This window comes from Virgibacillus siamensis, from assembly GCF_900162695.1.
In the GTDB taxonomy this organism is placed as follows: Bacteria; Bacillota; Bacilli; order Bacillales; family Amphibacillaceae; genus Lentibacillus; species Lentibacillus siamensis_A.
The window spans coordinates 187,036-200,558 of sequence record NZ_FUIH01000007.1 but is presented as its reverse complement, the minus strand read 5'-3'; the positions used below and the strand labels follow the sequence as shown (position 1 = coordinate 200,558).

Sequence of the window (13,523 nt, the reverse complement as noted above, 5' to 3'; positions counted from 1 at the left end):
TTAATGTCACTTAATAGTGCTCCTTTTTTAAGTCCTTTTAGCCTTTACCTGTTTTAAAAAGTTTTTTCAACTACAGGACCAACAATATCGTCTTTATTCAGCCGGTTCAAGTTCACTTTCGACAACCCATTTATGATTAACAACTTTATCCCCACCGGTTGTTGGAGTGAAGTTAACCATATATACAGTAGTTTCCTTCGCTGAATCAATGACGGCTGCTGCTCCTGCCATTCCCTTCATATGACCTGCATTCAAGGTAACTTCAGTGCCTGGTTCCAATGTGGCATCTCCCGGGTCTTTAACAAGCAGTTCCTCATGAATAACCCATTTATGGTTCTTTACCGGCTCACCGCCATTTGTCGGAGTGAATGAAACCGTATAGGCTGTTGTGTCATATGCTCCTGCAATGGTTGCCTTCGCACCACTCATCCCCTTCATATGCATATGCTTGGCTTTAATAATCGCATTACTTCCAACTTCATATTTAGGGTTTTCTGCTTTCTTCAAACCAGCCGGGACTTTCCCTGAACTGGACATATGCTCAGACATATTACCTTGTGAATGAGAGGATGATTCCTCACTTGTATTTTGCTGATTTGCATCATTTCCTTCCGCACCAGTTTCATTATTTCCGCCGCCACATGCAGCTAGAAAAAAAGCGGACCATATTAGAACGATGCCCAACCATAATTTTTTGTTTTTCATATTAATTCTCCTCCAATTTATTTGTTATTGTTTTTCATAGTTAAACAATCGTGCGTTAATCGCCACGACCACCGTACTCAAGCTCATTAATACCGCTCCAACTGCAGGACTTAACACAACCCCAATCGGAGCTAAAATCCCTGCCGCAAGCGGGATTGCAAATATATTATATCCGGTTGCCCACCATAGATTCTGAATCATTTTCTGGTAGGTTTTTTTCGATAAATCGATTAAAGAAACAACATCATTCGGATTGCTTTTAACAAGGACAACATCCGCTGTTTCCATAGCCACATCAGTTCCGGCGCCAATGGCTACTCCTAAATCGGCTGTTGCCAGTGCGGGAGCATCATTTACCCCGTCACCAGTCATGGCAACTTTCCAGCCTTTTGCCTTAATTTCCTTCACCTTGTCTGCTTTTTTATCCGGCAGCACTTCTGCATATACTTCGTCAATATCCAATTGTTCAGCAACCCAGTGCGCAACTTTTTCATTATCACCTGTCAACATGATTGAGTGAATACCTTTTTCTTTCAAGGAGTCAATTGCCTCTTTGGCTGTTTCCCGGACCATATCAGCCAAGGCAATCATGCCAACTAATTCATCATCAATTAATACAAATACGACCGTTTTTCCCTCTTCAGACATTTCATTAAATAGTTGCCGGTCATATTCCATACCATTGTTATCAACATATCCGGGACTGACAACATTGACCTTTTTGCCGTCTATTATTCCCTGGATTCCCTTTCCGATAATGGATTCAAAATCGGTTATCTTATTGAGCTTCAGCTTTTTTTCTTTTGCGGAATTTACAATCCCTGCAGCAATCGGATGCTCTGAGTTCTGCTCCAGGCTCGCAGCCCAGTTTAAGATTTCTTCTTCCTTATACTGTTTATTCGGAACAATATTTGTCACTCCGAATTCACCTTTTGTCAGTGTACCTGTTTTATCAAAAACAACTGCATTCAGATTTCTTGCACCTTCAAAATTAGCGCGATTTCTAATCAGTAATCCATTTTTAGCAGTTATAGATGTAGAAACTGCAATAACAAGAGGTGCCGCCAATCCCAGTGCATGCGGACATGTAATAACCATAACAGTAACCATTCGCTCCAGGGAAACATCAAACGAATACCCGATAAGTAACCAGATGATCAATGTAATAAGACCGGACGCCAAGGCAACATAAAACAGCCATTTCGCCGCTCGGTTTGTAATATCCTGAGTTCTGGACTTTGATTCCTGTGCCTCTTTTACCAATGTAATAACTTGGGTCAGGTATGAATCATTGCCGGTTTTTTCAACTTGTATTGTAAGCGATCCTTCATTATTAACGGAACCACCGATTACTTCATCACCTATATTTTTTTCCACTGGCACAGATTCCCCGGTAAGCATCGATTCGTCTATCGCAGATTTACCGTCCAGAATTACTCCATCGACGGGGATTTTTTCACCGGGCTTTACCAGGACTCGATCTCTATGTGTCAAATCTGAAACCGGGACATCCTGTACTTCATCATGTTCATTCAATTTATGTGCTTCACTGGGCATAAGCTTAACAAGTTCTTCGAGCGCATTGGATGCCCCCATTACAGAACGCATTTCTATCCAGTGCCCCAACAGCATAATGTCAATCAAGGTGGCAAGTTCCCAGAAAAAGTCTTTCCCTTCCAATCCGAATACAGTCAGGGAGCTATATACATAAGCTACCACGATAGCAAGTCCTATTAGTGTCATCATTCCGGGGTTTTTATCTTTTAATTCACTAATCCCACCGGTAATAAATGGCCATCCGCCATAGAAAAAGATAAATGTTGATAGAGCAAATAAGATATATTGATCATTCGTAAACCGCCAATCAACACCAATAAACTGCTGTATCATTGGTGACAAAATTAGAACCGGAATCGTAACAATCAACGAAATATAAAATCGTTTTTTGAAGTCATTAACCATATCCCCGTGATCATGGTGATTGTGGCCGCCATGATCACCATGGTTATGTCCTTGATGATTGTGTTCCTGGTGGTTGTGCTGATCATGATCATGGGTTTTGGTGTTGTGTTCTGCATGACCACCATGGCTGTGATGATTATGTTCCTGGTTGTGTTGGTGGTCATGTTCTGTTTGATGTTTTTCATCGTGATTTGCCATAATATCAACCCTTTCCACTGTTGTCTGCAGGAAAAAATTCATTTTATCAGTCACTTTTCTACTCTTATCAGTTACTTTGGGACATTTATCAGCCACTTTCAGCTTTTTATCAGTCACTTTGATACTGTTATCAGGCACTTTCAGCTTTTTATCAGGATTTCACTTTATGCGTTCTGCTGCTTTCAATACAAAGTACTATACCCAAATAAACAAGCTGATCCCATCCAAGGAATCAGCCCATATATTAAGTTATGCCACAACATCATAACCTTGCTCTTCCACTGCTTCACGCATTTCTGCCAGTGTGACCCGCCCATCATCATACGTAACATCTACTTTTCCACTGGCCAAATCAACTTCAGCACTGCTGACTCCATCTAACCCGTTAAGAGCACCTTCAACAGATGATTTACAATGGCCGCATGACATTCCTTGTACATCCAAGGTCACCTTTTTCATACTGTCTTCACCCCCTTTCAAAAATCCAAACGCATTATCAGCTTTTCATTATATTTTGGCCCGCTTCAATCGAAGGGAATTGGAAACAACACTGACAGAGCTTAACGCCATTGCAGCACCGGCAATCCACGGTGCAAGCAAGCCGACTGCTGCAACAGGAATTCCCGCCGTATTGTAGCCGAAAGCCCAGAAAAGGTTTTGACGGATATTCCGAATGGTTGCATGACTGATTTGAATGGCTTTCAGTATAAGCAAAAGTTCTCCGCCAAGAATTGTAACGTCAGCCGCTTCAATCGCCACTTCTGTACCGGTTCCGATGGCAATTCCAATATCCGCAGTAACCAATGCAGGTGCATCGTTCACGCCGTCACCAACCATTGCCACCTTTTTACCTTGTGCCTGAATTTCCTTAACTTTATCCGCCTTTTCTTCAGGTAATACTTGCGCAATCACATGGTCAATTCCTACTTGTTTTGCAATCGCTTGTGCTGTCCGGTCATTGTCACCCGTTAGCATGATCACTTCCAGGCCTTGTTCATGCAACCCTTTAATTGCTTGCGGCGCAGTTTCTTTGATTGTGTCTGCAACTGCGACAATACCACGATAGTTTCCATCAATGGCAATCAGCATTGCTGTTTTACCTTCAACTTCGTAATCAATCAAATCTTGTTCCATACCAACAACATCGACATGATGATCTTGCATTAATTTTCGATTTCCAACAAGCACATGTTTTCCGGAAATTTTAACTTTAATACCGTGACCGGGTATTGCATTAAATTCATCCACTTCCACAAAATCAATGTCTTTCTCTGTTGCATACGCAACAATGGCCTCTGCAAGCGGATGCTCGGAACCTTTTTCCGCACTCGCGAGTAATTGTAATGTTTCCTCATCACCTGTAAAGTTTGTTACTTCAGGTTTTCCTTTTGTAATTGTCCCTGTTTTATCAAGGATTATTGCCTCTAATTGATGCGTTTTTTCCAGGTGTTCTCCACCTTTAAACAAGATTCCGCTTTCGGCAGCTTTTCCTGTCCCTACCATTATCGATGTTGGAGTCGCCAATCCTAAAGCACATGGACAAGCAATGACAAGTACGGCAATTGCTGCTACTAAGGCAGATTCCAATTCACCAGGCTGGACAAACGCGATCCATATGATAAATGTCAGAACGGCAATTCCTACAACAATCGGCACGAAATAGCCGGATATAACATCTGCTAAACGTTGAATTGGCGCCTTCGATCCTTGAGCTTCTTCCACAACCTTGACAATCGATGCAAGAGCAGTATCTTTACCTACCTTTGTCGCTTCCATTTCAATCGAACCATTTTTGTTTATCGTCGATCCGATAACAGCAGCGTTTGCTTTTTTTTCAACAGGAATTGATTCACCTGTAATCATCGATTCATCAACTGATGTTTTTCCCTTTGCAACCATACCGTCTACAGGTATTTTCTCACCTGGCTTTACAATTAATCGGTCACCAACAATAACTTCCTCAACCGGAATCATTATTTCTTCGCCATTTCTTAAAACACGGGCTTCCTTTGCCTGTAAATTAAGCAAAGAGGACAGTGCATTCGTTGTCTGGCTTTTTGCTTTTGCTTCCAAATACTTGCCAAATAAAATCAATGTGATTAATACAGCACTCGTTTCAAAATATAAATGCGGCATATACTCTGGACTGCCGATTGTCTTCAGTGCTTCATATAAACTGTAGAAATAAGCGGCACTCGTACCTAATGCAACAAGCACATCCATGTTCGCCCCGCCATTGCGAAGGTTCTTATACGCCCCAACATAAAATTGCCAGCCGATAATAAATTGAACAGGCGTTGCCAGAGCAAATTGGAACCATGGATTCATGAATATGCCCGGCAGATTCATGCCAAATAAGTGAACGAGCATTGTTATTAATAATGGCGCAGACAGTACAGCTGAAATGATAAGCTTTGTCCTCTTACGCTGCAGTTCTTTTTCTTTAAAGGATTGTTTTTCCACCGCCTCCGCTTTTGGTTTCGCATCATAACCAATTTTTCGGATCTTCTCAATCAAAGCCTTTTGATCAACTAATCCGGCGTTATACTCGATTGCCGCACTTTCCGTTGTTAAATTTACTGTTGCGTGCTTAACGCCATCTTGTTTATTCAAAACTTTTTCAATACGGCTGGAACAAGCTGCACAAGTCATCCCCGTAACATCAAATTCAGCCTTTTCCGTCTGAACACCATAACCTGTATTTTCTATTTTCTTCGTAATATCCTCAATAGAAGCCTTTCCTGAGTCGTAATCGACGGTTGCCTTTTCAGTTGTCAAATTGACTTGGGCTTCTACCCCATCCATTTTATTTAAAACTTTTTCAACACGACTGGAACAAGCAGCGCAGGTCATTCCTGTTATGCCGAGTGTTGCATGTTTTGGTTCGTTCATCGCGGCTCCCTCCCTACTTGGAAAATTGCTTCATGACACTCATTAATTCTTCGATGGTTTCTTTTCCTTCTCCTTGTTTGATAGCATCACTGACACAATGGTTAATATGCCGCTCCGTTACAGAGAAACCAACATTTTTTAATGCAGATTGAATAGCACTTATTTGCACTAAAATATCCATACAATATCGATCCTCTTCCACCATTTTTTGTATTCCGCGAACTTGACCTTCTATACGCTTTAAACGATTAATGACTTTTTCCTTTTCATCTCGTGTTCTTGGTTTACTTGGTTGATCATGCAAGAATTTATCCAAATAAATCACATCCTTTTGGTTTATATTTATACTATACCTCCATATGGTATTGTGTGTCAATTGATTGCTTTTTATTTTGTAAAAATAGGCAAAAATTTATATATGACATGCCCTTTTGGGGCAAAGATAGATTTTTAGAGGTAAAATAACTCCGTATTAGAAATATTATTTTTTATGATAAAATCGCTTTGCTTTAGCACGATTCCCGCAATCTGCCATTGAACACCAGCGTCTGCTGCGATTGCGGCTTGTATCCAAAAACAGCCATCCACACGGATCCCCTTCACATTTTTTCACTCTACTTAATTCTTTTTCGGAAATAAGAATGTCTATAGCGGATTGAACAATTGGTGGAAGCATTCCGTCTAATTGTTCTTCACAATTCAAAAATTCCAATGAAAAATTATTTTCGCCAGGGACTACCCGTATCATCCCGTAAGCATTGCTTAAGGCCTCATTCAAAATAGAAAGATCCTCAGACGCTGGTGTTTCATTGTTTACTACCAAACTAAATATTCGATAAATCGATTCCCGCAGCTCAATAGCTTGTTGAAGAACCTCTTTTGCCTCAGAAGGTTGTCTTTCTGCTTTTTTTAGCAGGGAAAGCGATTGCTGCTTTTTAAGAATATTGGCATGCACACTCCAGTTAACCAGCTTCTCGTAACTTGTCAGCAACTCCTCTGATTTCTCACTGCTATCGTGCCAACTTACTGTATTGGCAAAATCCAAACACAAACGTCCACCGAGTAAATCATGCTTGTGTACATCTTTATTTATATCAGACATGTAATTTCTCCTTGTCTTACTGTGATTATTTTGTCAGTCATCAATAGAATTTTGAATTTTTTCATATAACCATTATAAAATGTATTGACAGTTAGAATCAATCGCTATACAATATAACCATCAATACTAATATAGAAGGTTATACATCTAGGGGCGGCGGCATGATGCGGCGTTCGTCGTGGCTATCCCAAGCGACCTATTCTGAGATATTATGGAAAGGGTTACAAAATATTTGGGCTATCTTAAATGTAATCATAAAATTTCTTCTGTGATTACATTCACAATAAAAGGAGGAATAAAATGAATCATTTATTGGAAGTTGCAGTTAACGAGCGATTAAAGGAGGCTTTCGAAGGACCAAAAGGTGTTGGAAGTATGTTTACAGATCCAAACACTGCCATACTTGAGACACTCAAGCAATTATCTTCAGAAGAAGCTTCAATGTCAGTTCACGGGACGACAGTTGCAGCACACGCCGATCATACTCGCTATTATTTATGGGGAACCAATGAAGTCTTAAGGAATGGAACACAACCGGAAATGGATTGGGGAGAGAGCTGGAGGATTACCTCAGTGAATGAAACCCAATGGAACCAAATCAAAGATGGATTAATAAACGAATACTTCACGCTTATGAAAAACATTGATTCCATTGATTGGAACACCGAAACAATCAATGAGGCTCTTGGATCTCTTGCCCATTCTGCATACCACCTCGGAGCCATACGCCAGATGGTAAAGGCCGTTAAGAGTTCTCAATAAAACATTTAAAACTCATACACACTTCAGAAATAAATAATCCCGCCTACATGATAGTAGGCGGGATCCTAATTATTATTGAGAAAAGCGCCATTCATCGGAAAAACGATTTGCCCGTATTTCTTAAATAGCCTATACCACAATTCAATATCAGATGAATGTTTTTTTAAAACAGGGCTATTTGAAAAACCATCCAATCTATTGTCCGTTTTGAGCTAAATCGATTGCTTTTTTTAATTCATTCGGTCTTTGCCTGCCAATTACTATTTTGTCATATTTCAATTTTAATTTAATACCTTTCCCGCCATTTAAGTTATAAGCTGTTTCACCCCTTAGGTTAAAACGAATTCCCCTTCATTAGAATTAGGTGTCAGTGAGGCACAAGCAAGAAAGCTTGTAACCAACATGATTGCTGGTTCTGCGAAAATGCTGAAAACAAATGCGCCCCCCGCTGATCTTGCAGATGAGGTTGCCACTCCCGGCGGTTCAACAGCTGCTGGTTTAGAGGTACTAGACACAAACCATTTGAGCCACTTAATAATTGAAGCCATTGAAGCATGCCGTCAAAAAACAATGGGATAAGAATAAACAAATATAAATATTCTTCCATCCAAGTAGTGGAAGGATATTCCATTTCCCGCCCAATCAGAGAACTATATTGTGCGAAAATTAATAAGACAACAATAAGTTTATTAGTTCGTCCGTTTAAGAGTAAAACTTTCTTGGTAGTACTTGATAAACCCAACAAACATTAAAATGGAACCGATGATGTTAAAGGCGACGCGAAATCCATGAGCGATAAGGAATTCTTGTGCTGTTTGTTTCAGGATTCTAACAGAATGAATATCGGCGCCTTCGATAAACAAAATCTCATTACGCGGCCATTCAAACACGATGGAAGTCACTCCTTCTAAAACAATCATGGTGATACTAAATAAAACCCAATATCGGGCTGGCTTCGTATTCCAAGCTAGTATCAACGCTAAAATTCCTGTTAAAATACTTGCTGCTCCTAAAGGGGGAAAATAGGTATGTGGGCTTGCCACTGCCATAAATTCCATTCCAAGCTCTAACGATCCAGGAATGTTATGAAAAATATTCGGATATAACATGAACGTATCCACCAAAATACTCCCCATCAAAATCCATTGAACCCAGAGATGGGCGATAACTGTTCCAAACGTAAATTTTTTTAACATAATCAAAACTCCTTATTAGAGATTCAGGGATATGCCCCTTGTTTATTTATCTAAACCCATCATAATCAAGAAAGCTTAACTGCCTCTTATACAATTCTTAACTAATCCTTAATTATATTTAGGCGTAAAAAAAACGAAGTTCTCCATGAACTTCGCTTTCATAATTTCTAATTTATTTTTTAAACCGGTAGCCTACTCCCCATATTGTTTGAATATACTTAGGATTGGAGGGGACTTCCTCTATTTTTTCCCTTATCTTTCTAATATGGACGGTTACGGTTGTAATATCACCGAATGAGTCTATTCCCCAAATCCGCTCAAATAGTTCTTCTTTGGTAAACACGCGGTCTGGATTTGAAGCAAACAAAACTAATAAATCAAACTCTTTTGCACGTAATTCTTTTTCCTCTTCATTGACATATAGCCTGCGTGAATCCAGGTCGATGTGCAGACCTTTTATACGAATTTCATTTGGTTGACGATTCTTTCCAACGAGCCGTTCATATCTGGTCAAATGAGCTTTCACTCTCGCAACCAGTTCACTTGGATTAAAGGGCTTCCGGATAAAATCATCAGCACCACGATCAAACCCGCGTATTGTATCAATGTCTTCTTTTCTTGCTGTCACCATTAAAATAGGAATATCCAACCTGTTGCGAAGTTGTCTGCAAATATCAAATCCATCAACACCCGGCAGCATTAAGTCAAGAATTATAAGGTCATAATTGTTCTCTTTAGCCAGTTTCAACCCTTCTTCACCAGTTGTTGCAATGTCAGAAGAATACCCATTAACTTCTAAATAATCTCTTTCCAATTCAGCAATACGCATTTCGTCCTCAATGATTAAAACCTTTTTCAAGACGACACCTTCTTTAGTGTAAAATAAATACTTGTCCCTTCTCCTTGAACGCTTTCTGCCCAAACCTTGCCATCATGTTCCTCAATTATTTTTTTTACAATGGCCAGCCCGAGTCCACTGCCTCCCGTAGAAGAATTCCTTGAAGCGTCCGTTCGATAAAAGCTTTCGAACAAGCGGGGAATATCTTGTTGAGCAATCCCACTTCCATTATCACTAATTTCAACTGTAACCTGTTGGGACTCAGATTTTAAATAAACCTCCATATTCTTACGCTTCTTATCCATATATTTCAGACTGTTTTGAACGATATTGGTCACGATGCGTCTTAAATGCTCACGATCCGCTCTCACCATATAATCATCATTTTTACAGGCCATTAGAGTAGCCATTCCCTCTTCTTGTTCCAGGTCAAAAGCCAATTCATCAATAAAGTCAGTGAAAAAAGAGTATAAATCGACATCTTCAAACTCAAACGGAATTTGTTCAATATCCAATTTGGAATACTGAAATAAATCATTAATAAGACCATCCATATCATCGGCCGTTCTATAAATGATAGCCATATACCGTTCCAGTTTCTCTGGTGTATTCGCAACCCCATCCTGAATTCCTTTGACATAGCCTTTTATCGAGGTTAAAGGTGTTGATAAATCGTGTGAAATACTCGCAATCAACTCCTGGCGGTCGCGCTCATACCTCGATTGATCCTCTTTTGCCTGTTGCAGACTTAACCTCATAGCTTCAAACGTATTGGAAAGCTCACCAATCTCGTCTTTCTTATTAGTCGCCACGCTATATTCCAAATCGCCTTCACTGATATTCCTTGCCGAAAGGGTTAGTTGCTTTATCGGTGTAATGATACTCCTAGATACGTAATACGTCAGTAAACCATTTGTAATAGCCAAAATGAGTACAATCGCAATCAATCTGAAACTTAAAAATAGTTGTAAATCCGGACTTTCCATACTGCCGTCAAAAATAACAAACATAACGTATCCTAATATTATTTCGACTAACAAAAATCCAACAATTGGGAGCACAATCATTCCTATATTAGATAGTATTAATCGTTTCTTAATGGACATAACCATCACCCACTCACATCAGTTGTCACCAGCAGCTGTGAACTTCAACCAGTCGTTAAGAGAAGTTTAGCATATCACTTGCCTGATTTCAGATTCTTTTGGTCCATCATCGGTACAACAACTGCGCAGATAATGGCAGTAAAATAAGAAAGATACTTAATTCCAACCGGTTCGTTAAATAATATCATTCCCAACACTCCAATAAAACTGGATAACGCAATTCCAAGAACAAATCCTCCGATTAAACCGACAAGTATTCCTAAAAAGACTCTCATACTATGCTTCTCCTTTCTGATTATTTTTGTTATGGAATATGATTTTCCATACCTTTAATACTATGGTGCAGGACAACACAAACAATAAAACGCCGAAGACAGGATGCATCGCACCAAACCATGGCAAAACAGCGGTAATATTCGCAGTAAAATACATGAGGAATATCGAAATTAGAACCCCAAACAATTGCCAATACGCCCAGCGTGGTAATGCACCGATGAATGCAAAGACAAACATGAAAATCGGTAGATTAAATCCAAATAAGTGGGCGAATGTCATATGCTTCATCCAATTCACCGGACTTATAAAGATAGCCATGCCTGCCAAAAAGATCTGAGCAGTAACACTTATTGCAAAAATAATGGCTAGCACAAGGTAAATAATTCTACCTATACGAACTCTCTGATTTATCGTCTCCAATTTATTCCCTCCCAGGTTTGAACTCTGTATCTATCCTACAACCCAATTCTAAAATCACCCTTAGTTAATTCTTAAATAATTCTTAAATAAAATAAGAAAAAAAACGGTAGCTCCTAAAGTGAATAGCACCCGATTGCTTTATAGAGAATGTTGTTCCTTTTTAAATTCAAAATATCGGTTATAACCTTTCTAAAACAATTTCTCATTAATTTAATGAAAAATTGAAGATTCATATCAAACCACCCATTGTTTTCTTTCGTTAACTTAAGTGAAAGAAAACTCTTTGGAGGTGTTTATATGGAAAAACAAAAATTATGGTTCTTGGCAACTGTTTTGGTAGTAGCATTGGTTCTTACCGCGTGTTCCGGTGACAGCGAGGATGCTGCTGACAATGGAGACCAAAGTAAAGAAAAAACAAGGGATGCAAAAACCAGCCTGCAGGTGATTGAAAATGAAAAGGTCGGCAAGCATTTGGCGGATTCGAAAGGCATGTCTCTCTATATTTTTACAAAGGACAAAAAAGGTGTCAGCAATTGCAAAGGTAAGTGTCTCAAAAACTGGCCAGCGTTTTATACCAAAGATGTCAATGCGCCTGAAGGCTATGACAAAAGTAACTTCGGAACCATCACCAGACAAGATACCGGTGAAAAACAAACAACGTACAGAGGGTATCCACTCTATTACTTTGTTAAAGATAAAGAAAAAGGTGATGTAAATGGCCAAGGAGTTAAAGATGTCTGGTATGTGGTCAATGACCAAACATTTCAAAAACACATCAACAAAGGACAGTCCGCGTTATTATCAGCAGGGATAGGCAAGGTATTATCCACCCTTCAAGATTTAAAAAATACAGCGGCATCATCACCCGATAATGCCAAAAAAATAAACGAAAAAGGAAAGACCCTGTCGGAAATCTGGGAACCGATTGAGAAGGATATTGAAAAACATAACGCTAAAGCATATGAAAATATCGAAAAAAGTTTATATCCGCTTATCGCAGAATCAAAAAAGAATCAGCCAGATGTTAATAAAGTGAAACAGCTGGTTGATGAAACCGCAGACAAGCTCAAACAGTTCAAGAAAAAAATAACTTCCGCCCAACAAGTTACCCAATCAAAGGGGTCTGGTAACATACCTTTGGTGTATGTAAATGAACGTGATGCAAACGTGGTTCAAGTGATTAATTCAAATAATAATAAGGTCATTGACACGATTAAAGTTGGAAAGAAACCGACTTACAATGAAGTTTCTCCAAACGGAAAATACGATTATGTGGTCAACAGTGGATCAGAAAATGTTTCAATTATAAACACCCATACCAATCAAGTAGTTAAAACCATACCAGTTGGCAAAACGCCAAAAGGAGTCAATTTTACACCCAATGGTAAATGGGCGTACGTGATTAACGAAGGGGAAGGTACGGTTACTGCTATTGACACCCAATCGAAGAAGCCAGTCGGGAAAATTGAAGTTGGGAAATCCCCCCATAATGGTGTTTCCAGTCCGGACAGCAGCAAATTTTATGTTACAAATACAGGTTCAAATTCTGTATCCGTAATTGATACTTCCACCCAAAAGGTAGTTAATACGATTAAAGGGGTCAATGGGTCTCCACATAACATCAATATTACTCCGGATGGCAAAACATTGCTTGTTTCCTTAACGGGCAAGAACGCGGCAGGGGTAATCGATCTTGGCAAAAATAAAATAGTAAAAACGATTCCAACTGGCATTGGTCATCACGTGATAGATATTACTCCGGATGGAAAATATGCCTACATGGCGAACATTGGAACAGATTTTGTCTCCGTTATTGACCTTTCAAAAAGAGAGAAAATCAAGGAAATTACAGTTGGAACAGGGCCCCATGGAATTACCGTAACAGCAAACGGTGACAAGGTTTATGTGGCAGTCAGCGTGGAAAATGAAGTGGCTGTTATCGATACGACAAAAAATGAAGTCGTGAACAATATAACAACAAAGGAATTTCCATTTTTTGTGAGTACCATTGAAGGCGGTTGAGTTAAAACTGATCAACAAGTGCTGGAACTGTCCAATCAAGACAG

At 39.4% G+C, this 13,523-nt stretch carries 13 protein-coding genes and 2 pseudogenes; 3 read left to right on the top strand and 12 right to left on the bottom strand.

Translation table 11 applies throughout. The features are described 5' to 3' along the window. Positions 1–93 precede the first annotated feature (93 nt). From B1K71_RS04655 to B1K71_RS04630, 6 genes are all read right to left on the bottom strand, one after another. Entirely contained in the window at positions 94–705 is a 612-nt protein-coding gene (locus B1K71_RS04655; protein WP_077324833.1) for a YdhK family protein, read from the bottom strand. Positions 706–729: 24 nt separating this feature from the next. Beyond that, the gene (locus B1K71_RS04650; RefSeq protein ID WP_077330027.1) at positions 730–2,865 is read right to left on the bottom strand and encodes a heavy metal translocating P-type ATPase; all 2,136 of its coding nucleotides are present in this window, start codon (positions 2,863–2,865) and stop codon (positions 730–732) included. Between the two features lie 249 nt (positions 2,866–3,114). After that, a complete protein-coding gene (gene copZ, locus B1K71_RS04645) occupies positions 3,115–3,324 on the bottom strand; it encodes a copper chaperone CopZ (protein WP_077324832.1) in 210 nt (69 codons plus the stop codon). Between the two features lie 48 nt (positions 3,325–3,372). After that, complete coding sequence (locus tag B1K71_RS04640; RefSeq protein WP_077324831.1) at positions 3,373–5,757, bottom strand: heavy metal translocating P-type ATPase; 2,385 nt, start codon at positions 5,755–5,757, stop codon at positions 3,373–3,375. A 13-nt stretch (positions 5,758–5,770) separates the two neighbouring features. Then, positions 5,771–6,073: a metal-sensing transcriptional repressor gene (locus tag B1K71_RS04635; protein ID WP_077324830.1), complete on the bottom strand. Its 303-nt coding sequence runs from the start codon at positions 6,071–6,073 to the stop codon at positions 5,771–5,773. Between the two features lie 165 nt (positions 6,074–6,238). Continuing rightward, entirely contained in the window at positions 6,239–6,859 is a 621-nt protein-coding gene (locus tag B1K71_RS04630; RefSeq protein WP_077324829.1) for a CGNR zinc finger domain-containing protein, read from the bottom strand. Positions 6,860–7,159: 300 nt separating this feature from the next. On the opposite strand from B1K71_RS04630, the gene B1K71_RS04625 reads away from it, so the two are divergent. After that, a complete protein-coding gene (locus B1K71_RS04625) occupies positions 7,160–7,621 on the top strand; it encodes a hypothetical protein (RefSeq protein WP_077324828.1) in 462 nt (153 codons plus the stop codon). A 195-nt stretch (positions 7,622–7,816) separates the two neighbouring features. Here the strand turns inward: B1K71_RS04625 and B1K71_RS20375 are convergent. Then, a pseudogene (locus tag B1K71_RS20375) lies at positions 7,817–7,969 on the bottom strand (DUF6141 family protein); the annotation flags it as partial. 18 nt (positions 7,970–7,987) lie between these two features. Between B1K71_RS20375 and B1K71_RS04620 the strand changes: the two are divergent. Further along, positions 7,988–8,200: pseudogene (locus B1K71_RS04620) on the top strand (pyrroline-5-carboxylate reductase family protein); the annotation flags it as partial. A 110-nt stretch (positions 8,201–8,310) separates the two neighbouring features. Here the strand turns inward: B1K71_RS04620 and B1K71_RS04615 are convergent. The 5 genes from B1K71_RS04615 to B1K71_RS04595 form a co-directional block, all read right to left on the bottom strand. Further along, complete coding sequence (locus B1K71_RS04615; protein ID WP_077324827.1) at positions 8,311–8,817, bottom strand: hypothetical protein; 507 nt, start codon at positions 8,815–8,817, stop codon at positions 8,311–8,313. 172 nt (positions 8,818–8,989) lie between these two features. Then, positions 8,990–9,676, bottom strand: a complete 687-nt coding sequence (locus tag B1K71_RS04610; protein ID WP_077324826.1) for a response regulator transcription factor — start codon at positions 9,674–9,676, stop codon at positions 8,990–8,992. Further along, positions 9,673–10,761 carry a sensor histidine kinase gene (locus B1K71_RS04605; protein WP_077324825.1) on the bottom strand — a complete coding sequence of 363 codons (1,089 nt, stop codon included), beginning with the start codon at positions 10,759–10,761 and terminating at the stop codon, positions 9,673–9,675. Before B1K71_RS04605 ends, B1K71_RS04610 begins: the two co-directional genes overlap by 4 nt. Positions 10,762–10,835: 74 nt before the next feature. Further along, positions 10,836–11,036 (bottom strand): DUF5957 family protein, encoded by a 201-nt coding sequence (locus B1K71_RS04600; protein ID WP_077324824.1) that lies wholly within the window; start codon positions 11,034–11,036, stop codon positions 10,836–10,838. A gap of 1 nt (position 11,037) precedes the next feature. Then, entirely contained in the window at positions 11,038–11,457 is a 420-nt protein-coding gene (locus tag B1K71_RS04595) for a DUF6220 domain-containing protein (RefSeq protein WP_077324823.1), read from the bottom strand. Positions 11,458–11,754: 297 nt separating this feature from the next. On the opposite strand from B1K71_RS04595, the gene B1K71_RS04590 reads away from it, so the two are divergent. Next, the gene (locus B1K71_RS04590; protein ID WP_077324822.1) at positions 11,755–13,479 is read left to right on the top strand and encodes a YVTN family beta-propeller repeat protein; all 1,725 of its coding nucleotides are present in this window, start codon (positions 11,755–11,757) and stop codon (positions 13,477–13,479) included. The last annotated feature ends 44 nt before the right edge of the window (positions 13,480–13,523 follow it).

Bases quoted from the DNA above. Each gene is read 5' to 3' on its own strand.
- B1K71_RS04655 (WP_077324833.1), bottom strand. From the start codon at position 705: ATGAAAAACAAAAAATTATGGTTGGGCATCGTTCTAATATGGTCCGCT.
- B1K71_RS04650 (WP_077330027.1), bottom strand. From the start codon at position 2,865: ATGGCAAATCACGATGAAAAACATCAAACAGAACATGACCACCAACAC.
- copZ (WP_077324832.1), bottom strand. From the start codon at position 3,324: ATGAAAAAGGTGACCTTGGATGTACAAGGAATGTCATGCGGCCATTGT.
- B1K71_RS04640 (WP_077324831.1), bottom strand. From the start codon at position 5,757: ATGAACGAACCAAAACATGCAACACTCGGCATAACAGGAATGACCTGC.
- B1K71_RS04630 (WP_077324829.1), bottom strand. From the start codon at position 6,859: ATGTCTGATATAAATAAAGATGTACACAAGCATGATTTACTCGGTGGA.
- B1K71_RS04625 (WP_077324828.1), top strand. From the start codon at position 7,160: ATGAATCATTTATTGGAAGTTGCAGTTAACGAGCGATTAAAGGAGGCT.
- B1K71_RS04615 (WP_077324827.1), bottom strand. From the start codon at position 8,817: ATGTTAAAAAAATTTACGTTTGGAACAGTTATCGCCCATCTCTGGGTT.
- B1K71_RS04605 (WP_077324825.1), bottom strand. From the start codon at position 10,761: ATGTCCATTAAGAAACGATTAATACTATCTAATATAGGAATGATTGTG.
- B1K71_RS04600 (WP_077324824.1), bottom strand. From the start codon at position 11,036: ATGAGAGTCTTTTTAGGAATACTTGTCGGTTTAATCGGAGGATTTGTT.
- B1K71_RS04590 (WP_077324822.1), top strand. From the start codon at position 11,755: ATGGAAAAACAAAAATTATGGTTCTTGGCAACTGTTTTGGTAGTAGCA.